Origin of the sequence: Amycolatopsis sp. CA-126428, from assembly GCF_002904335.1 — a bacterium.
In the GTDB taxonomy this organism is placed as follows: domain Bacteria; phylum Actinomycetota; class Actinomycetes; order Mycobacteriales; family Pseudonocardiaceae; genus Amycolatopsis.
Genome location: NZ_PPHF01000165.1, coordinates 146763 through 167016, shown reverse-complemented (window position 1 = coordinate 167016; position 20254 = coordinate 146763). Strand labels below are relative to the sequence as shown.

The following is a 20254-nucleotide window of genomic DNA, read 5'->3' as shown; positions in this document are numbered from 1 at the left end:
GTTCAGCGTCGAGGTGTCCCCAGCACCTCCGCGATCAACGTGGACAGGTCACCGCCACCATGCCACGAACTGGCCGAGAACCGCTCCTGGGCGACTCCTTGCCACGGAGCGTTCTCGGCCCCCAAAATCAGCCGCTTCTCGTCGGTCAGGACCCCGATGTCCTGCGCCGGGATTCCTTCGTCCCGGATGATCTTCATCGCCAGTCCGGTGTCCGCCGCTCTGACGGCGACGACGAGTCCCCAGTCGCCCCAGGTCTGGGCGAGGTCGAAGGGCCGCAGACCGGATTGGGCGGCCACCTCGGCCACCGGTTCGTCCAGCTCGAACTCGCCGGTGATCACCGCGCCGAGGTCGTTCGCCTCGCCCAGCGTGCGCACCGTGGCGAAAAGGCCGTCGGATACGTCCATAGCCGCCCGCGCGAGCCCGGACCCGGCCAGCAGCTGCCCGGCCTTCAGCTGGGCCATCGGCCGGCAAGCCCGCTGCCAAACCTCGTCCCACACCGGTGCCGGCAGACACGCCTGACCGGCCTTCACCAGAGCTGCTGCCCAGAGATAGCCGGGTGAGCCGACCAGCAGCAGGCGGTCTCCGGCGCGTGCCCGGGATCGCCGGAGCCTGCTGCCCGGCGCGCATCGTCCGATGGCCGTCGCCGTCAGCTGGGCCACTTCCCCGTCACGGATGTCCCCGCCCACGACTGCTGTGCCGTGCGCGGCACAGCAGGCATCGACGCCGTCGAGCAGTCGCTCGAACTCGCGCACTGTGGTCGTTTTGGGCAGCGTGTAGTTGACCACGAGGCCCAGCGGCTCGGCACCCGCCGCGGCCAGGTCGGACAGGTTGATCGTGGCCAGGAGCCAGCCCGAGTGGTACAGGTCCGGCTCGTCCAGGAGATTGACCAGCGGCGTCGGGCAAGAGTCCGTTGTGGCCACGTAGTCACGCAGGGTGTTCGCCTTGTGCAACAGCGCACTGTCATCGCCGAAGCCGTCCGTGCCGCCGTATCGGGGGCGCAACATGTTCTGCTGAATGCCTCGCTCTCCCAAATCGCCGAGGCAAAGCTCAGTGGTGCCAGACATGATCCGCCAATCGAGAAGCGACCACCATGTGGTCGTTGGAATAGTTGTGCGGCATTTCGCCGTAGGTCAGCTCGCTCCCGGCCGAAGCGAACAGCATCAAGTTGCAGATGCGCGCACCGGGATACAACAGCACCGGGTGCCGCAGGTGGTTGACGATTTCCAAGGTGAGGACGGCACCTGCATGCCGACCGAAACCCGGGCTGACCTGCCCGCACAGCACCACACTGATTCCGAGTCGCGCGTAGTCGCTGATTCCGTCGACGAGACCGACCAGGTTGTCGGAAAGGCCGATTTTCTCGAGGGTCGGCGCGAGCACGACTTCGCCGGGCTCGACAACCAGCCGTCCCCGGCCGTCCGGCTCCTTCGGGACCAGCTCGGGATGGGTCGACCGGTCCGCGACGTCGACCGGCCCGGTCGTCACCAAGGTGAGCGCCTCACGCCCGAGTCGCAGGCTCAACGCGGCCGGCCGCACGAGCGCGGCGTCGAACGGCTCGACCCACAGCTCGCCGGTCAGGTAGGCACGCCGGATGGCCCGGTCGGTCAGAACACCGCGGCGGGGCCGCAGCACGGGGATGTAGCGCCTCTTGAGCCGGGCTTTCAGCACCATGAACGTCATGGTGCGGCCTCGCCGCCGAGGGTCGCCAGAAGACCGTTCAAGAGCTCATCGAAGTCGGCTTCGGCAAGGTCGAGGTTGGGTTGGTCGCTGCCTTCTCCCGGCTCGCAGTAGACCACTGTATGAGGCGTCCGGCGCGGCCCTTCGACCACGACCGTCGCGGTCAGCTCCCCATCGATCGGACGCACCGCGTGCACGATCGACGTACCGCACGTGTACAGGTCGCCGCCCGAAACGTGGGTCACGATGCGGCGTCTGAGCCGGACCTCGCCGTCGGCGACCAGCGCAGCCGGGTTCGCGGGATCGGCGCCGTAGCGATACCGCCGGTAGGACCGGCCACCTTCGACGGTCTCCGCGAACTCGGCCATGTGCATCCCGGTCCCGGCCAGCACGTAAGAAGCAAATTCCCAGCGATGGCTGTGCGGGTTCGACTCTCCGCGGGACGGAGTGTCACTCCGTGGCCAGATGTGCAGACGGATCCGGAACCCGAACTCGGCGATCGAGCCGAGGACGATCTTCGCGAATCCGTTCGGGTGCCAGTATGAACGCTCGAGCAGCTCGGCGACCGCGATCCGGTCCGCCGACATCTCGCGCAGCCAAGCCGTGAAGAGGTGTTCGTTGGCTCGGACGTGCTCGACCGCGGCCACCAGCGCGGGTCGGCCCGCTCGGTACTCGCCGTCGTGCAGAGCTTCCGCGAGGTGACGGGGATAGGCATCACCAGGTTCGCCGTCAGGGACGACGAAGGGAGTCGTGCTCATCGCGTGGTGTTTCTCTATTCTGCGGCCAGTGGAGGAAGGAGAGAACGTGCCGGGAAAGCCAGCGCAGCTGCGCGCAAGGCAGTGACGGCATCGAGGGTCATCCAGATGGGAAGGTCACCACTGCCCCAAGCCCAAAGACCGAGACCGGGTTCGTAACGTTCCCACAAAGACCTGAGCGCTCGGCTCAGCCGGGCCGCCGGCACTTGTGGCGCCTCGGCCAGAGCCTGGACAACCCAGGCAGATGTGAAGTGCTTGATGTTCACGCGGACGGACTCCCGGGAGCCAGGCTGGGGAAGCAGCAGGTCCTCCATGATTCCGTCGTCCGGATGGGTGCGGTCGATGAGCCACTGAGTGGCCACCTTCACGGCTTCCTGGACGTCGGCGCGATCCTCACCGGTGCGCAAAAACTCCCGCAGCGCCACTACGGCTCGCGCGGTGTGCGCGGTGGACGGTACCGGGGCAACCAGCCCTGGTTCGTTTTTTTCACCCCAGAGCGGTGTTCCGTCGAAGTCGAGCCGAGCCGCGAGAAGGTCGTCCGCAAGCCGGCGGGTCAGCGCGGCGTCGGCTCTGAGGCGCGTCGACGTGCGCAACGCGGTGGCCAGAAGAAACGGACGGGTTCGGCTGTAGTCATCGAGCGAGTGTTCGAGGAGCTCCAGTCCTTCCGCGGCGGTGAGCACAGTGCTCACGTGGAACAACGCGTCCACGACCGCCGAGGTGACCTCCGGGCGGCGTCCCTTGGAACGACCTTGCCAGCCGAAGCCGGAGCGCTTCGCGTACAGCCTCTCCACCACCGTGTGCAGGTCAATGCGGGGCTCGCCCAGCACGATCATGGCACTGATCCCACAGGCGGTGGCGTGGGCAGTCTGCTCGTCGTGCTGCTGAAGATTGTGCCGCCAGCCGACCGCACGACCGTTCTCGTCGCGGATCAGATATCTGGCAAGGCTGTGACCGGCCCGCCGGAAGACATCGAGCAGCGATGCGTCCGTGGACAAGGCGGCGCCACCCGCCGGGACGGGCGACCGGGCTGCCTCGGCCAGCTCGACCAGCGCGTTGGCTGCCCGGAAATGATCATCAAGCAGTTGAGCATGCATTCCCGAAGGGAGGTAGCGCCCGGTTTCCCACTGGGTCAGGTTCGCCCGGCTCACCCCGATGATCTGCGCGACGTCCGCCTGGGTCTGCCCGGCGGCCTTCCGCAACCGACGCAATTCCGCACCCACTTCGCCGACAGTGATCGTCACCGCACCGTTGCCCGTCGGCCGCTCCGCGGCCGACGGTGGAGGTAGGTAACGGTCGGGCACGGTTACCTACGTTTGTAGGAATGTAGGAAGGTGACAGGTTGGGGGCACGGAGTCAGTTTATCTGACCGGAGCCCGTGCGCGGGGGTGCGACAAAGGTCCGCACCCATCGGGCTAGCACACCTGTCCGGTACCGCACAGGAACCGCACAGAGAGAACACACGATCACCAAAGCGGCGGCCGCGATCGTAGGGGCATGACAGCCACCGCCCCCGCATCGCGGCCCGGGAGCGTCCCGGTCGATCTGGCCGGCCCGCAGCCCGTTCTCGACGTCGTCATCCCGGTCTACAACGAAGAGGCCGACCTCGAACCGTGCATCCGACGGCTGCACGCACACCTGGCCGAGCACGTCTCCTACCCGTACCGGATCACCGTCGCCGACAACGCGAGCACCGATGCGACGCTGCAGGTGGCCGAACGGCTGGCCCGGGAGTTCCCCGAGGTCGCCGTCCACCACCTCGACGAGAAGGGCCGCGGCCGCGCGCTCAACGCCGTGTGGCGAGCCTCCGACGCCGCCGTGCTCGCCTACATGGACGTCGATCTCTCCACCGATCTCGCCGCGCTCGGGCCGCTCGTCGCGCCGTTGCTGTCCGGGCACTCCGATCTCGCCATCGGCAGCAGGCTCGCCCGGGGGGCGCGGGTGGTGCGGGGGCCGAAGCGCGAGTTCATTTCCCGGTGCTACAACCTGATTCTCCGCTCGACGCTCGCCGCGAAGTTCAGCGACGCGCAGTGCGGCTTCAAGGCCATCCGCGCCGACGTCGCCAGCGAACTGCTGCCGCACGTGGTCGACACCGGCTGGTTCTTCGACACCGAGCTGCTGGTCCTGGCCCAGCGCGCCGGGCTGCGGATCCACGAGGTGCCGGTCGACTGGGTCGACGACCCCGATTCGTCGGTCAACATCCTCAAAACCGCCACCGAAGACCTCAAGGGCATCGCCCGGGTCACCCGGGCCACGTTCACCGGGGACATCCCGGTCAGCCGGCTGCGCGAGCAGCTCGGCCGGCAGCCGATCGGCGTCGACGCTCCGGGCGTGCCGCCGCGGCTGGTGACGCAGCTGGTGCGGTTCGCCGCGATCGGCGTCAGCAGCACGCTCGCCTACCTCGTGCTGTTCCTGCTGCTGCGCACGGTCGTCGGGGCGCAGCCGGCGAACTTCGCCGCGCTGCTGGTGACGGCGGTCGCGAACACCGCGCTGAACCGGCGGCTGACGTTCGGCATCCGCGGCCGCGCCGGCGCCGGACGCCACCAGTTCGAAGGGCTGATCGTTTTCGGTCTCGGGCTCGCGCTCACCAGCGGGGCACTGGCCCTGCTCAACGGATCCACCACCCCCGGCCTCGTCCTGGAGCTCACCGTGCTGGTGCTGGCGAACCTCGCCGCCACGGTGCTCCGGTTCCTGCTGCTGCGCGGCTGGGTGTTCAACCCGCGCCGCCAGGCCGCCTCCCAGAAGGAGTACTGATGACCACCGTCCTGCCCGCCCCGGTCACCTCGCACCGCAAGGAGCCCGCCGCGCACGCACCACCGCGCTGGGTCCGCCCGGCCGCGTTCGGGCTGCTGGCCGCCACCGCGGTGCTGTACTTCTGGAACCTGACCGCGTCCGGCTACGGCAACTCCTTCTACGCCGCCGCCGTCCAGTCCGGGACGCAGAGCTGGAAGGCGTGGCTGTTCGGCTCGCTGGACTCGGGGAATGTGCTGACCGTCGACAAGCCGCCCGCGGCCCTGTGGGTCGGCACGGCGTTCGCCCGGATCTTCGGTTTCTCCAGTTTCACCGTACTGGCCCCGCAAGCGCTCATGGGTGTCGCCTCCGTCGGGATCCTTTACCTGACGGTGAAGCGGACGTCGGGCCCGGTCGCGGGGCTGCTGGCGGGAGCGATGCTGGCGGTCACGCCCGTCGCGGCGCTGATGTTCCGCTTCAACAACCCGGACGCGCTGCTGGTGCTGCTGATGGTCGCGGGCGCCTACTTCGTCGTGCGGGCCACGGAAACGGCGAGCCCGCGATGGCTCGCGCTGGCCGGGGCCGCGATCGGGTTCGGCTTCCTGGCGAAGATGATGCAGGCGTTCCTGGTGCTGCCGGCGTTCGGCCTGGTGTACCTGCTCGCGGCGCCGGCGTCGCTGGGCAAGCGGCTGCTGCACCTCGGTGGCGCGGTCGTGGCGCTGGTCGTTTCGGCGGGCTGGTTCATCGCGCTGGTGGACCTGTGGCCGGCGTCGTCGCGGCCGTACATCGGCGGGTCCGAAGGAGACAGTCTGCTCGAACTCGCGTTGGGCTACAACGGGTTGGGCCGCATCTTCGGCGGCGAGGGCAACGGCGGCGGCATGGGTGGCGGCGGCATGGGCGGCAACACCGGGTTCGGCGGGTCGACGGGCCTGTTCCGGATGTTCGGCGCCAGCTTCGGCACGGAGGTTTCGTGGCTGCTGCCGGCCGCGCTGATCGGGCTGGTGGCCGGCTTGTGGTTCACGCGCCGCGCGCCGCGGACGGACGCGACCCGGGCGGCGCTGGTGCTGTGGGGCGGCTGGCTGGTCGTGACGGCGGTGGTGTTCAGCTTCATGAGCGGCACCGTGCACCCGTACTACGCGGTCGCGCTGGCCCCGGCGATCGCGGCACTGGTCGCGATTTCGGGCCGCGCGCTGTGGCAGGGCCGCGCGCACCTGGCGCCGCGGGCCACGCTGGCCGGGATGGTCGTGGCGACGGCGGTGTGGTCGTTCATCCTGCTGGACCGGACGCCGGAGTGGTTCCCGGCGCTGCGCTGGATCGTCGCGGTGCTCGGGGTGCTGGTGGGCACGGTGCTGGTGATGGGCGTGCCGGCGTCGCGCCGGGTGGTCGCGATCGTGGCGGCGGCGGTGGTCCTGACGATCGGCGTGTCGTCGGCGGCTTACGGCGTCGAGACGGCGTCGGTGGCGCACTCGGGATCGATCCCCACGTCGGGTCCGACTTCGAGCGCGATGGGCGGCTTCGGTGGCTTCGACGACTCATCGAGCGCGGTGGGCTCCTTGTTGGCTCGGACCACGACGAAGTGGGCCGCGGCGACCACGGGGTCGCAGAGCGCGGCCTCGCTGGAGCTGGCGAGTGGCAAGGCGGTGATCGGGATCGGGGGCTGGAGCGGTTCGGACCCGGCGCCGACGCTGGCGGAGTTCAAGGCTTACGTTGCCGCGGGCGAAGTCAAGTACTACATCGAGGGTGGTCGCGGCGGCGGGCCGGGTGGCGGGTCGTCGGAGATCACGGAGTGGGTTACGGCGAACTTCACGGCCACCACTGTTGATGGCCAGACGGTGTACGACCTGCAGAGCTGAAGTTCCGCGACGGGTCCTGGAGGCTGAGAACACCGGCCTCCAGGCCTCGCCGTGTCCGCCGGTACCCGCATGGCGGACAGACACCTCCCGGCCTGCGGCTTAGCATCGAATGTTCGCCGCGGGGAGGGAGCAGCGTGGCCGGTCTCGACCGCTCCGAAATCCACCTTGCCCAGCAACTGCAGCAAGAGGGTCTTTCCGGCCCGGCGTCCATTCTCGCCATAGTCATGGCCACTCGAGCCTATTCTCGGTCGGAGAACGATCTCGTGGAGATCGTCCGGCAGTATCCCGGGCTGGAATCCGTGGTCGACGCGCGAAGGGCAATCCAAGACCTCCGTGCACTGGACTGGCTCATCCAGCGCGAGGTCTACGGCAAGAAGCTGATCGTCCAGGAACCGAAATTACGCAGATCGATCGCGAATCGACTGAAGCAGCCTGAAGTCGAGAAACAGCTCGCGAGGCTCCGGGTAGATCTCGCGGCCTACGTCCAGGTCGTCGGTTCCATGCCGGAGAACACCGTCTTCCATTCTTACCTCCGGCTGCTGGAATCGGCGCAGAACGAGATTTGCCTGCCCATGCTCGTCACCGCGCCGTACGAGGACACCGTCGAAGTGCTGCGCAACCGGGCACAGGCCGGAGTACGGGTCAGGATCCTGCTCGCCGAGCCGGCTCTCGCAGCGAGGATGCGATCCGCCAACGTCCGGTCGATCTCCGCCGAACGAATCCGCTTGTGGCAACGCAGCTTCCGAGACTACTCCCACGCTTCGGTCCGCCTTTGCCGGACAGCGGAGGACATGGAACTGGCGACATGCTTCTCCGTCGACGGACGGACTGTCCGCTTCGACATCTACGATCCCTATGGACAGCAAAGCCTCGAAGGCGTCATGCTCGAAGTAGCTTCGCCGCAAGGACTCACTCCGAACTTCGTCCGCATTTTCGTCAGGCTGTTCGACGACGCTTGGTCGCGTTCCGCCGGCATCGGCCTGCTCGCCCGCGCAGTGCAACTTTTGCTGCGACCGTGGAAGCTGTGGTTCACGATCATCGTCCTCACGCTGGCACTCCTGCCGGTCCAGCTTCCGCACTGGTCGGAAATTCTCATCGGGGTCAGTTGCGGTATCGCCGCGCCGCTCATCATCGAGGACGGCCCGAAGGTCGGAAAAATCCTGCGCCGACGAGCGGGTTAGACCGCACGCGGCCGCAGGTGGTGGCTGATGTCACCGACGAGGTCCACCACCGCCCGGCGTTCCGTGAACCGCCAACCGCCGTCGGTCAACGTGAAGCTGTCCTCGTACCGGCCCGCCGCGATCGTCTGCAACGGCAACCCGGGAACCGCCTGCAGCACCGTGAAGTAAGCACGTCCCGACGCCGTCGCGTCCGATACCTCGAGGGCCACGTTCGTCGTCACGTGTTTGGTGCGGGGTGTGCCGTCTTCGTACACGATCACCGTCTCGCGCAGCATCCGCTCCACCGCCGCCGCGCCTTGCAGCACGCCGCCGGTGCCCGCGAATGCTCCCTCCGCGAACAGCTCGCCCACCCCGGCGAAGTCCCCCGCGTCGACCAGCGACGCGTACGAAAAGATCAAGTTCTCCAGCGCGCGGTAGTCGTCCACAAAACGATCTTACAGAGAAAGTATAGCAATCTTCCGTACCTTGGCAGCGAACGGCGGCAGGGGGCCGCCAGACCAGGGGGTACACCATGGATCGCCGGAGCCTGCTCAAAATCGGGGCCGCCACCGTGGCCGGGGTGGCGCTGGCCGGGAGCACCGTCGGGACCGCGGCCGCCGCGGACAGCGGGCTGCCGCCCGTGCCCGGGATGCTCGGGGACCGCCGGGCCAATGAACTCTGGTACCAGCTCGACGAAATCTCGCTCTACCACAGGTCCCAGGAAGTCCAGGACGCCTTCACGGTGCTCTCCCTCTTCATCCGGCAGAACGCTCCGGAAGGCCTGTACGAGAAGTGGCGCGAGCTGAGCCAGGAACCGGCGTACCCGAACAACTACGCCGAGTTCGCCAAGCCGGTCGAAGGGCCGCTGAAAACTCTCTCGACGCTGCAGCTCGACAACTTCGACCGCTTCTACCGCGGTGACGAAGCCGGCCTGGTCAAGGCCTTCGCCGCCTTCGGGCAGGGCATTCTCTTCGACCCGCGGCGCGCTCCGGAAGAGTCGGAGGTGCACACCATGAACGGGAACCCGCCGGGCGGCTACCACTTCTGGCACTCCGTCCTGCGCGCGCAGATGGTCCTCGGCATCGACCGGCACCGGTGGGCTCGGCTCCACCCGATGATCGGCTTCGGCTGGGCGCTGCAGTCCATCGCGAAACCCGACCACCGCCACGTCAACCCCGCCCTGCCGCGCGAGCAGGTCCGCGCGCTCGCCCGGTACTGGCTGCCGCGCTCGTCCGCCGAACTCGATCGGGACTTCCAGTCGTCGCCCTACCCGGGCTGAACGTCCAGCACCCGCTGGTACGCCGCCCGCAGCGTCGGGCCCGGCGCGATCCCGAGCCGCTCGTCCAGGAGGTGGCGGCCGCGGTGGTACACCGCCACCGCGTCCGCCGGCCGTCCGCTCGCGCAGAGCGCGGCCATGAGCAGGGCCCGGGCGCGCTCCCGCATCGGGTGCTCGAGGACGAACGCCGTCGCGTCGGGCACCGCGCGCCGGTGCTCGCCCGCCGCGATTTCGGCTTCGAGACGGCCCTCCAGTGCCGTCAGGCGCAGCTCCTCGAACCGCGCCGCCTCACCCGCTCGGAGCGGTTCGGCGACGCCGGCGAGCACCGGACCGCGCCACAGCTCCAGTGCGGCGCGGAACAGCCCCGCCGCGCGGGCCGGGCGATCCGCGCGCAGCTCGTCGTGGCCCGACGACGCCAGCCGCTCGAACTCCTCGGCGTCGACGGTCCCGCCCGGCGTCAGCAGGTAGCCACCGCCGGTGCGGACGAGCCGCGCCGGGCGCCCGAGGGCCTTGCGCAGGCGGGAGACGTACGTGCACACCTGCGCGTCGACCGTCGACGGCCGTTCGCCGTCCCACAGCAGCGAAATCAGCCGTTCGTCGGGCACCACGCGCCCGCGCGCCAGCAGCAACGCCGCCAGCAGCGTCCGCGGCTTGCGTCCGCCGAGCACGGCCGGGCGGCCGTCGGCGCGCGAGACCGACAGCGGCCCGAGAATCCGGAACTCCATCCCCCACCCCCTCTCCAAGGTACCCGGAAAGTCTCAGCCGCCCCTTAGGTTCGGCGCGGATCATGGAGACCAGAGGGGATGAGGAGGCCGCGATGATCACCACCCGTCCGGGTTACCCACGCTGGCACACCGCGAGTGCGCAGGGGCCGCGCTCACTCAACGCCGACGCCGTCGGGGCGTACGCCGCGGCCGGCGGGCCCGGCATCGCGTTCGCCCTCGCCGACGGCGTCGGGGACGATCCCGCCGCCGCGCGCGCCGCCCGCACCGCCGCCGCGGCCGCCGCGCGCACGCCGGTCCACAAAGGACCGGTCGAGGCGGTGCTCGCCGCGCAGCGCGCGGTGCGCGAGCAGACGCTCGGGGACGCCGTGCTCGTCGTCGCCATGCCGGCAGGAGGCGGCGGGTACCACATCGCCTGGGTGGGTGACGCCAGGGCGTACGCCTGGGACGGCACCACGCTGAGCCGGCTCACCACCGACCACACGCTCGCCGAGTTCTTCCGGGCCCGGCACCAGCCGGTGACGCCGCGGATGGAGCATGTCGTCACTACCAGCGTTCGTACTGCCGAGGCGCAGGAGATCGGGACGGTGGAGACGGCCGGTTCGGGTTTGCTGCTGACCAGTGACGGGGTGCACAAGCCGCTCAGCGGGAGTGGGATTCGTGCGGTGCTGGCGCAGCCGGGTCGGGGCGCTGCGGAACTTGTTGAGGCCGCTCTGGCGCGTGGTGGGTCGGACAATGCTACCGCGCTCTATGTCGAACCCCTGGAGGTCGACAGCACTACTGTTCGGTTTCCCGTTGCCGCGTGAAGCCCGGTGATTTCCCGGGTCGGCAGGGGGGGTGGCCGTATGTGCGGGTTGTGGTTCTGCCGTCGCCTTGCTGCCTCGTCGTGCCTTTAGCCGCGTTTGAGCTGGCGGTACTCCCGCAGGATCAGCACGATGATCACGATGTCGAGGGCTGCGAAGAACGGTAGGGCTATCGAGTGGGTGTGGACCGCTCGGAAGATCTCGTAGACGACGAATGCGGCCAGGATGGCGGCTGCGATGGGGTTAGGCTCGGACGATCTTGCGGGCCAGGGCCCACACCAAGCCGAGCTTGATCAGGCCGTGGGCGAGCAAATACGCGACGGCGAATGTCTTCGTGTCGCCGTGGAGGAAGTTCTCCGTCGCCGATTCGAGGTGGCGTGCCAGTGTGCCCGAGGGGTCGCCCAGCAGGTCACGGGTGATCACCGCGTGGGTGAAGCCGCTGACCGTCGAGGCGGGGATGAACGCCAGGATCAGTGCCCCGACTACCTGCAGCGCGCCGTCGAGGCCCTTGATCGCGATGGCGATGCGGAAGAATCGCTCGGTCGCCGTCGGTTTCTGGTCGGTCATGTCACCAGCTCAGCAGAAACAGCCGGTCAGCGCACGTGGAGGCACTTTTCGCACCGTTCGTGGCGTGTTGTCCGCCCGGTCGGGTCTGTCCCGTAGAAGGGGAAACAAGCCGCGCCGCAGACGGCCAGGAAGATCGGCCCGCACCGGAGGGGGTGCGGGCCGACCTGGTGGGCGACGGCCAGTGCGCGCCGCCGTGCGCCCGCTTCGGGGAGCCAGCCGTGGTCCGGGAGGCCGGCCCGGACCTCGGCGTCGAGCTCGTCGGCGCGGGTGATCAGGTCCTCGCCGAGGTCGGCGAGGCGCTCCCCCAGGTCGCGGAGGATGTCGGGGCGCGGTGCCTCCTCCCCGACGGTCCTGGCCAGCCACGCCAAATCCGGGACGAGCGAGGCGTGCAGGTCGCGGATGCGCTCCAGCAGCCGATGGTCCCGATCGGCGTCGATCAGCACCGCGCCAGCCACGCCGACTCGCATCCGGCGCACGTCGGGTCGAACCAGTTCCCCCCGAGCTGCGGAACGTCCTTCACCGCGACGGTCACTTCTTCCCCGCACAAAGCCACGAACTGTTCCTCCGGACGCGGAGGGAACGGCCCGTCGAGCGCGTGGCGCTTTCCCTCCGCCTGCTGCCACCTCAACATGATGTCCATTGAAACTGTCTCGTTCCGTTGACACCAACACACCGAGGGACTCATGAGGTTACATCGCGGGCGGGACCGAGTTCGTGCCCCAGGCGGTGGGGGTGTCGCTCAGGGAGAAGCGGATCTTGCCCGCGCGGAGCAGGTCCTCGTGCGAGATCCAGCTGCGGCCGTAATCGCGGTGTCCGATCCGGACGTCCTTTGTGTACTGCAGCTTGGCCGCGCTCGCGCCGGGTGCCTCGATCTCGATCCTGCGGCCGCCGGCCGGGCGGATCTCGACCTTCTCGAACATCGGCGTGCTGAGCAGGTACGTCCCGGAGCCCGGCTGCGCCTCGAAGACGCCGGCCATGCCGAAGACGAGCCACGACGAGATGGTGCCGAGGTCGTCGTTGCCCGGCATGCCGTACGGCGTGTCCGTGAACAGCGTCCGCGCCGCGCGCAGCACAGCCGAGGTCTTCCACGGCGCGCCCGTCCAGCTGTACATCCAGGGCGCGTGCAGGTCGGGCTCGTTGTTCGGGTTGAAGGCGAAGTTGTTGTGGTAGTCGTACGCGCCGTGGACCCAGGAGTCCCTGGCGGCCTTCGCCGGATCGGTGCGCAGCAGCGGCATGTCGAAGAAGGTGTCGAGCCGCTGCCCCGCCTGCGCCGGGCCGCCCATCAGGCCGAACAGCTTCGCGGTGTCCTGCTGGGCCAGCCACTGGTACTGCCACGGCGTGCCCTCGTGGAAGCCGGTCGACTTCGCCGGGTCGGGGTCGCCGACGCCGGTGCCGTCCGCGGCCTTCGTGCGCGGGAAGCCGGTGAAGCCGTGCGATTCGACGCTCGTGTCCCATAGGTGCCCGAAGTTGCCGCAGCGCGCCCGCAGGGTCGCGGCCTTGTCGCCGTAGCCCAGCCCGGCAGCCATTGTGGACAGCGCGCAGTCGGCGAGGGCGTACTCGAGCGTCGCCGAGCCGGCCTGCCGGGTGTCGCCGTAGGTGTAGCCCGGGAGGTCCTGGTAGCCGATCCAGCCGTTCTCGACGTAGGTGGGGTTGCCGTCGCGGCCGCGGAAGATCGACTGGTCCGCGGGAACTTCGTTGGCGTTGCGCCACAACGCGTCGAACAGCTGCCGCGCGGTCCGGTCGTCGAGGAGGCCGCGACGGTAGTTGTCGACCACCCACGGCGTGACGGGGTCGCCGCTCATCACGTTCGTCTCGCCGCCGGCGAGCGCCCAGCGCGGGACCCAGCCGCCGTCCTGGGAGATCTTGAGGACGGACTTGGTCATGTCCGCGGCCTTGTCCGGGTGCAGCAGCGCCACCAGCTGGTTCTGCGAGCGGTAGGTGTCCCACAGGGAGAACATCTGGTAGTAGGTGTCCCGGCTGCGGTGGACGGCGTCGTCGAAGCCGCGGTACGAGCCGTCCACATCGGACCCGACGGACGGGTGCAGCAGCGACCGGTACAGCGCGCTGTAGTAGGTGCGCTGGTCGGCGGTCGTCCCGCCGGCGACGCGCATCCGGTTCAGCTCGTCTTCCCACGTGTCGTGGGCGGCTTTCCGGCCTTTGCCGAACGACTTGGGCTGCTCGGCGCCGCGGTTGAGCCGGGCGCCGTCGATCGAGGTGTAGGACAGGCCGACCGAGGCGCCGACCTGGGTGCTGTCGGTGCCGAAGGTGAGCCAGGCGCCGGTGCGCTGGCTGCCGAGCTTCGCGTCGCGCTGGTTCGGCGTCAGCTTGTTGTCGGTCCAGGTGCCGAAGCTGGTGAACTTGCGGTCGAACTTGGCGCTGAAGAAGACCTTGTAGCGCTCCTTCTGCGTCTCCCAGCAGAAGTTGCCACCTTGCAGCCAGCCCTCGACGGTGTCGTCGCCGACCACGTGGACGTCACCGGCGTAGGTGTAGCCGTTGCTCTCGCCGACCTCGATGAGGACGTTTTCGCTGGTCGCGCCGCCGGGGAAGGTGTAGCGGTGCTGGCCGGTGCGCTGGGTGGCGGTGAGTTCGGCGCCGATGCCGTTGGCGAGCTTGACCCCGTAGTAGCCGGGCTGCCGGGTCTCGTCGGCGTGGCTGAACTTCGCGCCGTACTTCGCGGGGTCGCTCGTGGTGACGGCGCCGGTGGTGGGCATGAACCGGAAGTTGCCCATGGTCTGGCAGCCGACACCGGAGAGGTGGGTGTGGCTGAAGCCGAGGGTGGTGTCCTGCGCGTAGTCGTAGGACGCGTACTTCTTCAGCTGCGTGTCCGGGCTGAGCTGGACCATCCCGAACGGCGTGGTGGCGCCGGGGAAGGTGGTGCCGTCGCCGTTGTTGCCGATCGAGGTGTCGACGAGCGTGGTGGGGTCTTCGGCGAACCTGCTGTTCCCGGCTTCGGCGGGGGTGGCGAGCGCCATCGTCGTGGCTCCCGCGAGCAGGGCGGCCAGGACGCGGGTCCGGGTAATCGGCGACAACGTTGTCAGATCCACGGTGGGATCTTTTCCGTTGTCCGGTGGACAAATCAAGCCCCGAAGGCCGCCTACCCGAGAGTGAATCTCGGGTCGGCAGCTTAGTCCGGCTCAGGCCCGCGGCCCGGTTTCGGGCGCCGAACGCGCGCCGTCAGCAGGTGTCGGCCCGCCATCGGGGGGCGGGTCTTGCTGAGCTTCGATGGCAGCCTGCGTCGAGCGGGAGCCGAAGTAGAAACCGATGACGGAACTGAAGACCGTCAACACGGCGGTGATTACCGTCTTTCGGAGGTCCACCGCATCGTCCCCGTTCAAGAACACTACGGCACCGAGGGCGGCGGCAACCAGCGCCACAACGAGATAAGCGATGGTCGACCTGGTGACATTCGTCGTGCCTCGGGTGCGGGCGATCAGCCGGAGCACGGGAATCAAGTCGTCACGGCGAAAATTCTCACTCTTGAGCCAGGCGGTCATCGCCGCTCGCCATTTGTTCGCCTGACGAAGGTCGTAAAACGCCGGAGCGACGGCAGCAACCACGATGACCAAGACGAATGCGCCCCCCACGACGATCTCGGTCGTCGTCGAAATCCCGACCGGGGGCGTGGTTTGAGCCGGCACGAGGTGCATCCCCTGTTCGATGTTCTTCATCACCGTGTCACCTACCTTGTTCGAGTACTGCCGTGATCACCCGGCACGAGACACAAAGCGTGAATCCGAAAATGGGGTGCGTCCATCGACATTCCGAATCGGATCGATTTCTTGACGCGACCGAAATATCGGCCGAGATTTCCCCGCGACGCCCGGCGCCGGTTCGGGAAAATCACGCCGGGCCACGCGCCGGTGATCCGCTCAGATCTGGTGCGTGACGTGCCCGTCGACGATCGTGGCCGTCACCGGAAGGTTTCGCAGATCGGCCGGCGACAACACCGACGGGTCCGCCGCCGTCACCATCAGGTCCGCGACGTCCCCCACTGCCACTCCGCGACGGCCGCCCGAGGACGCGGCCAGTGCCTCGGTGAACGGGATCGCCTGCTCCGGGTGCCACGGCGGGCGGTCGTCGTCTGTGCGGGACACCGCCGAGGCGATGCCGTCCCACGGGTCCAGCGGTGCCACCGGGGCGTCCGAGCCGAACTCCAGGCGGGCTCCCGACTCCAGCAGCGACCGGTACGGGAACGCCCGGGCCGTGCGGCCGTGCCAGTGGCGGTCCGCGACGTCGCGGTCGTCCGGCTGGTGCGCCGGCTGGACCGCCGCGATCACGCCCAGCGCGGCGAACCGCGGGATGTCCTCCGGGGACAGCAGCTGGGCGTGCTCGATGCGGCCGGGACAGCCGACCTCCTCGAACGCGTCCAGTGCGATCGTGTTCGCCCGGTCGCCGATCGCGTGGACCGCCGGGACCAGCCCGTGGTCGAACGCCCGCCGCAGCAACGGAACCAGTTCGCCGGGCGGCAGTTCCAGCGACCCCGGCGACTCGGCGCCCGGGTACGGATCGTGGCAGTAGGCCGTGCGGGTGTTGAGGGATCCGTCCACGAAGAGCTTGAACGGCCCCACCGTCAGCCGCCCGCCGGAGTCCGGCAGGACGTCGCCGGTGCGGTGGCCGCGCTCGATCGTCCGGTCCAGGAGGTACCTCGCGATCACGCAAGAGATCCGGGCGGCCGGGGCGCCCCGGCGCGTCCAGTCCGCCACCGTGTCCGCGTATTCGTAGTCGGCGATCTCGGTCACGCCGCGCGCGGCCGCCGCGGAAACCGCTTCCGCCACCCACCGGTCCTGGACGTCGATCGCCGCCGTCGGGAGCTGGGCCGTCGCGGTCATGCAGTCACCCTCCAGCAGGACGCCCGTCGAGTGCTCGCGGCCGATCAGCTTCAGCGCCGCCGGGCTCAGCCACACCGTGTGCAGATCCGCGCTGAACAACGCGACCGCCCGCCCGGGCAGCGCCCGCTGGAGCAGGTCCTTGTGCGGCTTGTCCGGCCACAGCGCATCACGGAAACCCGCGCCCACGACGAGTTCCGTCTGCGGCGCCGGCGTCGCCAGCAGGTGCGCGAGCAGCAACTCGATCGCCTCCCCCGCCGAGCGGGCCGCGTCCAGCGGGATGCGGCGCCGGGACGTCGCCCACTGCACCACGTGGACGTGCGCGTCGACCAGCCCGGGCAGCAGCGTCCCGCCGTGCCCGTCGACCACCCGCGCGGCGAACCCCGTGGAGCCCGGTTCGGTGATCGACGTGACCCGGCCGTCGTTCACCCGGACGTCGGCGAGGTCCCCGCCGAGGCCCGGCCGGACGCGGCGCAGCAGGAGATCATCCATGCGGACCACCATGCCAGCCCCGCCCGTCCGGGTGAAGCACGGCTTGAGAAGGGAAATATCCGGGTACCAGTTACCGTTGACACAGATGGCAGCCGTCGCCCGCCGAAGGGTCAGGGCCGGTCCATGGGCGCCGCCTTCACAAGCCGCGCAGGGTTCGACTCCCTCGGTTGCCGCGCGATTCTCGGGGCGAGGCCGGTGCGCGGAAAGCGCGCACCGGCCTCGCCTCGCGGTGTCTCCTGGGGGTCGAACCCCCAGACCCCCGCCAGGGGGCGAGCCCCCTGGACCCCCGTCCGTGGTCCTGTTGCGGGGTCAGCCCACCGGCATGTCCCGCCGCCGCAATGCGAACAACCCGGCCGCTCCGGCGAGGACAGCGAGCAGAACCAGCCAGAGCGCCGGCGTCACCGAGAACGTTCCGCCCGGCAGGCGCGGCAGGTGCTGGAACGGCGAAATCCCCAGCACCACCTCGTTCCACCGCAACGCCGCTCCCACCAGCGACAGCAGCAGGAACGCCGCCAGCAGGCCCCAAGCCCCCGCCGCGAAGCGCGGGAAGACGCCGATCAGCAACGCCGCCAGCCCCGTCAGGACCCACACCGCCGGGAGCTGGGCCAGCGCCGCCGGGACGAGCCCGAAGCCCGAGCCGTACGCCGCGCCCGTTGCCCAGCCCGTCACCGCCAGCACGAACGCCGGCCCGAAGAACGCGAACGTCAAGTGGGCCAAGGCCCAGCCGGCGCGGCCGACCGCTGTCGCCAGCACCGGTTCCGCACGGCCCGCCGCCTCCTCCGAGCGCAGCTTCAGCGTCGCCTGGACCGCGTGACCCGCGGCCGCCAGGCCGAACAACGTCATCGTTCCCGCCAGGTACGCGTCCGTCACCGCACCGCCACCACCCAGGCGGGAGAACACGTCCGCGACCGCCCGGTTGTCCCGCATCATTTCGGCGACGTTCCGCGCGACCCCGCCCATCAGCAGTCCGACCAGCCCGAGGCACACGGTCCAGACCAGCAGCGTCCCCCGCTGCAGCCGCCAGGCCAGCGCCAGCGGCGAGCGCAGCGACGCCTTCGCCGTCGCCCGGCCCAGCCGCGCCGGCAGCAGCGCCGAGCCGAGGTCCCGGCGCGCCGACAGGGCGACCGCCGCCACCACGAGCAAGACGGTGAAGACAACAGCCAAGGCGAGCACCCACCACCGCTCGCCCGCGAACGGCCGCAGCCGGTGTGCCCAGCCGATCGGCGACAACCACGCGAGCCAGCCCGCCGAGCCGCTGCTGTCCCCGGCCGCGCGCAGCAGGAACGCCAGCACCAGCGCCCCGATGCCGATGCCCCGCGCGCCACCGGCACCCCAGGTGAGCTGGGCGGCGATCGCGCCGGCCCCGGCGAACACCCAGCCCGCCAAGGCGAATCCCGCACCGAGCGCCAAGGCACCGGCGAGCGGCTCGCCCTGCGCGGCGATGCCGAACGCGGCCAGCAGACCGAACACCAGGCACGCCCCGCAGGCGGCGAGCACCGCCGCGACCAGCTCCGCGTGCCGGCCGACGACGGTCGCGCCGGTGAGCTCGCGGCGGCCGGCCTCCTCCTCGGCCCGGGTGTGGCGGACCACCGTGAGCAGCGCGATCAGCCCGACGACGACCGGGACGAACCCGCACTGCCAGGCCAGGAGGTTCCCCACCGACGAGCCGTACAGCGGGCCGTTGCGCACGACGAACGTCGCGCTCGAGGCGTTGATGTCGTAGAAGTGCTGCCGTGCCGCGGCATCCGGGTACGCCGCCTTGATCGACGACAGGTAGCCGACGGGCGCGAGCGTGAGACCGACGATCCAGAGCGGCATGAGCAGCCGGTCGCGGCGCAGCACCAGCCGCAGCAACGCCCACGTCCCCGTCATCGCGCCGCTCCGACCGGCTCGTCCTGCCGGTAGTGCCGCAGGAACAGCTCCTCGAGCGTCGGCGGGCGGCTCACCAGGCTCCGCAACCCGGCCCCGGCGAGGTGCCGCATCACGTCGTCCAGCGACGTCTGGTCCACGGACAGGTGGACGTGCGAGCCGTACGAACTCAGGTCGTGCACGCCCGGCAGCGACCCCAGATCCTCGGGCACGTGCGCGAGCGAGGCGTCGATGGTGATCCGGCCCAGGTGCCGCAGCTCGTCCAGGGTGCCCGACTCGACCGTGCGGCCGGCCCGGATGATCGTGACGCGGTCGCACAGCGCCTCGACCTCGGAAAGGATGTGCGAGGACAGCAGCACCGTCCGGTCGCCGCGCTCGCGCTCCTCCCCGACGACCTCCCGGAACACCTCCTCCATCAGCGGGTCGAGCCCGGACGTCGGCTCGTCGAGGACCAGCAGCTCCACATCGGACGCCAGCGCGGCGACGAGCGCGACCTTCTGCCGGTTGCCCTTCGAGTACGTCCGGCCCTTCTTGCGCGGATCGAGGTCGAAGCGCTCGATCAGCTCCGCGCGGCGGGCGGTGTCGAGGCCGCCGCGCAGCCGGCCGAGCAGGTCGATGACCTCGCCGCCGGTGAGGTTCGGCCACAGGGTGACGTCGCCCGGGACGTACGCGAGCCGCCGGTGCAGCTCGGTGGCGTCGGTCCAGGAGTCGCCGCCGAGCAGGGTGGCCCGGCCCCCGTCGGCGCGCATCAGCCCCAGCAGGACGCGGATCGTGGTGGTCTTGCCGGCGCCGTTGGGTCCGAGGAACCCGTGCACCTCGCCGGTGTGGACGGTCAGGTCGAGCCCGTCGAGGGCCCGTGTCCGGCCGAACGCCTTGGTGAGGCCGTCGGCGGTGATCGCGTCGGCCATCGTCATTCCTTCCGTTGGTAGGCGGCCAGCGCTTCGCGGGCCTTTTCGAGGACTTCGGTGGTGGCGAGGGGGTTCAGGAACAGGTGCCCGGCGGCCGCCGACATCCGCAGCATCGCCTCGTTCGTGCCCGGCTCCTCGCCGAGCGCCCGGGCGACGTGGTCCTGCAGGATCATCAGCCCGCCGGTCATCGCGACGAGGGCGGCGGCGACGCCCCGCGGATCCGGCATCTCCATGCCCTGCTCGCGGAAGTAGCGCTCGGTTTCGTCGACGATCCCGGTGAACTGCACCTCGGCGGCCTCGGAGCCGTCGACCATGGCCCGCCCCAGATACCGGCGGTAGAGCAGCTGCCGGGCGTCGAACGCGGGCAGGAATCCCGGGTTCGCGGCGCCCTTCGCCAGCACCTCCTCCTTGAACTTCACCAGTTCGTCGAAGACGTACGTGTCGCAGGCCTCGCGCAGGCCGTCCTTGGAGCCGAAGTGGTGGCGGATCAGGCCGCCGGAGACGCCGGCTTCCTCGGCGATGTCGAGGATCGACGTCTTCTCCATGCCGCGCTCGGTGAAGAGCTTGATGGCGGCGTCGCGGATCCGGGCCCGTGCGGTGAGGTCTTCGGTGCTCATCA

Annotated in this window: 19 protein-coding genes and 1 pseudogene; 5 read left to right on the top strand and 15 right to left on the bottom strand. The window is 69.8% G+C overall.

The genetic code is table 11. The features are described from left to right. Nucleotides 1–2 precede the first annotated feature (2 nt). The 4 genes from C2L58_RS43140 to C2L58_RS43125 are packed head-to-tail and all read right to left on the bottom strand — an operon-like array spanning nucleotide 3 to nucleotide 3667. Complete coding sequence (locus tag C2L58_RS43140; protein WP_103343388.1) at nucleotides 3–1064, bottom strand: thiamine-phosphate kinase; 1062 nt, start codon at nucleotides 1062–1064, stop codon at nucleotides 3–5. Next, nucleotides 1048–1671: a dCTP deaminase gene (gene dcd, locus C2L58_RS43135; RefSeq protein ID WP_369904334.1), complete on the bottom strand. Its 624-nt coding sequence runs from the start codon at nucleotides 1669–1671 to the stop codon at nucleotides 1048–1050. Before dcd ends, C2L58_RS43140 begins: the two co-directional genes overlap by 17 nt. A gap of 5 nt (nucleotides 1672–1676) precedes the next feature. Further along, nucleotides 1677–2435: a hypothetical protein gene (locus C2L58_RS43130; RefSeq protein WP_103343386.1), complete on the bottom strand. Its 759-nt coding sequence runs from the start codon at nucleotides 2433–2435 to the stop codon at nucleotides 1677–1679. A 14-nt stretch (nucleotides 2436–2449) separates the two neighbouring features. Further along, the gene (locus C2L58_RS43125) at nucleotides 2450–3667 is read right to left on the bottom strand and encodes a helix-turn-helix domain-containing protein (RefSeq protein WP_103343495.1); all 1218 of its coding nucleotides are present in this window, start codon (nucleotides 3665–3667) and stop codon (nucleotides 2450–2452) included. A gap of 259 nt (nucleotides 3668–3926) precedes the next feature. On the opposite strand from C2L58_RS43125, the gene C2L58_RS43120 reads away from it, so the two are divergent. The 3 genes from C2L58_RS43120 (at nucleotide 3927) to C2L58_RS43110 (ending at nucleotide 8193) form a co-directional block, all read left to right on the top strand. After that, the gene (locus C2L58_RS43120) at nucleotides 3927–5183 is read left to right on the top strand and encodes a bifunctional glycosyltransferase family 2/GtrA family protein (protein WP_103343385.1); all 1257 of its coding nucleotides are present in this window, start codon (nucleotides 3927–3929) and stop codon (nucleotides 5181–5183) included. Beyond that, the gene (locus C2L58_RS43115; RefSeq protein WP_103343384.1) at nucleotides 5183–7012 is read left to right on the top strand and encodes an ArnT family glycosyltransferase; all 1830 of its coding nucleotides are present in this window, start codon (nucleotides 5183–5185) and stop codon (nucleotides 7010–7012) included. Before C2L58_RS43120 ends, C2L58_RS43115 begins: the two co-directional genes overlap by 1 nt. 134 nt (nucleotides 7013–7146) lie before the next feature. Next, nucleotides 7147–8193, top strand: a complete 1047-nt coding sequence (locus tag C2L58_RS43110; RefSeq protein WP_103343383.1) for a phosphatidylserine/phosphatidylglycerophosphate/cardiolipin synthase family protein — start codon at nucleotides 7147–7149, stop codon at nucleotides 8191–8193. Here the strand turns inward: C2L58_RS43110 and C2L58_RS43105 are convergent. Beyond that, on the bottom strand, nucleotides 8190–8618 hold the full coding sequence (locus C2L58_RS43105) for a nuclear transport factor 2 family protein (protein WP_103343382.1): 429 nt from the start codon (nucleotides 8616–8618) through the stop codon (nucleotides 8190–8192). The genes C2L58_RS43110 and C2L58_RS43105 overlap by 4 nt on opposite strands. 86 nt (nucleotides 8619–8704) lie before the next feature. Between C2L58_RS43105 and C2L58_RS43100 the strand changes: the two genes are divergently transcribed. Then, on the top strand, nucleotides 8705–9451 hold the full coding sequence (locus C2L58_RS43100; RefSeq protein WP_103343381.1) for a hypothetical protein: 747 nt from the start codon (nucleotides 8705–8707) through the stop codon (nucleotides 9449–9451). Here C2L58_RS43100 and C2L58_RS43095 read toward each other — a convergent pair. Beyond that, a complete protein-coding gene (locus C2L58_RS43095; RefSeq protein ID WP_233226250.1) occupies nucleotides 9439–10173 on the bottom strand; it encodes an AfsR/SARP family transcriptional regulator in 735 nt (244 codons plus the stop codon). The two genes, C2L58_RS43100 and C2L58_RS43095, sit on opposite strands and share 13 nt — an antisense overlap. A gap of 92 nt (nucleotides 10174–10265) precedes the next feature. On the opposite strand from C2L58_RS43095, the gene C2L58_RS43090 reads away from it, so the two are divergent. Beyond that, nucleotides 10266–10976: a PP2C family protein-serine/threonine phosphatase gene (locus tag C2L58_RS43090; protein ID WP_103343494.1), complete on the top strand. Its 711-nt coding sequence runs from the start codon at nucleotides 10266–10268 to the stop codon at nucleotides 10974–10976. A gap of 86 nt (nucleotides 10977–11062) precedes the next feature. Here C2L58_RS43090 and C2L58_RS43085 read toward each other — a convergent pair. The 9 genes and pseudogenes from C2L58_RS43085 to C2L58_RS43045 form a co-directional block, all read right to left on the bottom strand. Next, nucleotides 11063–11540: pseudogene (locus C2L58_RS43085) on the bottom strand (DUF2127 domain-containing protein). Between the two features lie 26 nt (nucleotides 11541–11566). Next, complete coding sequence (locus C2L58_RS43080; RefSeq protein WP_103343380.1) at nucleotides 11567–12007, bottom strand: hypothetical protein; 441 nt, start codon at nucleotides 12005–12007, stop codon at nucleotides 11567–11569. Continuing rightward, on the bottom strand, nucleotides 11977–12171 hold the full coding sequence (locus tag C2L58_RS43075; protein ID WP_103343493.1) for a zinc finger protein: 195 nt from the start codon (nucleotides 12169–12171) through the stop codon (nucleotides 11977–11979). The genes C2L58_RS43080 and C2L58_RS43075 overlap by 31 nt, the downstream gene beginning before the upstream one ends. Before the next feature lie 58 nt (nucleotides 12172–12229). Then, complete coding sequence (locus tag C2L58_RS43070; protein ID WP_233226249.1) at nucleotides 12230–14584, bottom strand: GH92 family glycosyl hydrolase; 2355 nt, start codon at nucleotides 14582–14584, stop codon at nucleotides 12230–12232. 90 nt (nucleotides 14585–14674) lie between these two features. After that, nucleotides 14675–15208, bottom strand: coding sequence for a hypothetical protein (locus C2L58_RS43065; RefSeq protein ID WP_103343379.1), 534 nt, complete (start codon nucleotides 15206–15208; stop codon nucleotides 14675–14677). A gap of 201 nt (nucleotides 15209–15409) precedes the next feature. Next, on the bottom strand, nucleotides 15410–16858 hold the full coding sequence (locus C2L58_RS43060) for an amidohydrolase (protein ID WP_199191705.1): 1449 nt from the start codon (nucleotides 16856–16858) through the stop codon (nucleotides 15410–15412). A 309-nt stretch (nucleotides 16859–17167) separates the two neighbouring features. Next, a complete protein-coding gene (locus C2L58_RS43055) occupies nucleotides 17168–18730 on the bottom strand; it encodes an ABC transporter permease (protein ID WP_103343377.1) in 1563 nt (520 codons plus the stop codon). Then, nucleotides 18727–19635: an ABC transporter ATP-binding protein gene (locus C2L58_RS43050; protein ID WP_199191704.1), complete on the bottom strand. Its 909-nt coding sequence runs from the start codon at nucleotides 19633–19635 to the stop codon at nucleotides 18727–18729. Before C2L58_RS43050 ends, C2L58_RS43055 begins: the two co-directional genes overlap by 4 nt. A 2-nt stretch (nucleotides 19636–19637) precedes the next feature. Beyond that, a complete protein-coding gene (locus tag C2L58_RS43045; RefSeq protein ID WP_103343375.1) occupies nucleotides 19638–20252 on the bottom strand; it encodes a TetR/AcrR family transcriptional regulator in 615 nt (204 codons plus the stop codon). Nucleotides 20253–20254 lie beyond the last annotated feature (2 nt).

Excerpts from the sequence above, each read along its gene's own strand:
- C2L58_RS43140 (WP_103343388.1), bottom strand. The coding sequence starts at position 1,064 with ATGTCTGGCACCACTGAGCTTTGCCTCGGCGATTTGGGAGAGCGAGGC.
- dcd (WP_369904334.1), bottom strand. The coding sequence starts at position 1,671 with ATGGTGCTGAAAGCCCGGCTCAAGAGGCGCTACATCCCCGTGCTGCGG.
- C2L58_RS43130 (WP_103343386.1), bottom strand. The coding sequence starts at position 2,435 with ATGAGCACGACTCCCTTCGTCGTCCCTGACGGCGAACCTGGTGATGCC.
- C2L58_RS43120 (WP_103343385.1), top strand. The coding sequence starts at position 3,927 with ATGACAGCCACCGCCCCCGCATCGCGGCCCGGGAGCGTCCCGGTCGAT.
- C2L58_RS43115 (WP_103343384.1), top strand. The coding sequence starts at position 5,183 with ATGACCACCGTCCTGCCCGCCCCGGTCACCTCGCACCGCAAGGAGCCC.
- C2L58_RS43100 (WP_103343381.1), top strand. The coding sequence starts at position 8,705 with ATGGATCGCCGGAGCCTGCTCAAAATCGGGGCCGCCACCGTGGCCGGG.
- C2L58_RS43095 (WP_233226250.1), bottom strand. The coding sequence starts at position 10,173 with ATGGAGTTCCGGATTCTCGGGCCGCTGTCGGTCTCGCGCGCCGACGGC.
- C2L58_RS43090 (WP_103343494.1), top strand. The coding sequence starts at position 10,266 with ATGATCACCACCCGTCCGGGTTACCCACGCTGGCACACCGCGAGTGCG.
- C2L58_RS43080 (WP_103343380.1), bottom strand. The coding sequence starts at position 12,007 with ATGCGAGTCGGCGTGGCTGGCGCGGTGCTGATCGACGCCGATCGGGAC.
- C2L58_RS43075 (WP_103343493.1), bottom strand. The coding sequence starts at position 12,171 with ATGTTGAGGTGGCAGCAGGCGGAGGGAAAGCGCCACGCGCTCGACGGG.
- C2L58_RS43065 (WP_103343379.1), bottom strand. The coding sequence starts at position 15,208 with ATGAAGAACATCGAACAGGGGATGCACCTCGTGCCGGCTCAAACCACG.
- C2L58_RS43060 (WP_199191705.1), bottom strand. The coding sequence starts at position 16,858 with ATGGATGATCTCCTGCTGCGCCGCGTCCGGCCGGGCCTCGGCGGGGAC.
- C2L58_RS43055 (WP_103343377.1), bottom strand. The coding sequence starts at position 18,730 with ATGACGGGGACGTGGGCGTTGCTGCGGCTGGTGCTGCGCCGCGACCGG.
- C2L58_RS43050 (WP_199191704.1), bottom strand. The coding sequence starts at position 19,635 with ATGGCCGACGCGATCACCGCCGACGGCCTCACCAAGGCGTTCGGCCGG.
- C2L58_RS43045 (WP_103343375.1), bottom strand. The coding sequence starts at position 20,252 with ATGAGCACCGAAGACCTCACCGCACGGGCCCGGATCCGCGACGCCGCC.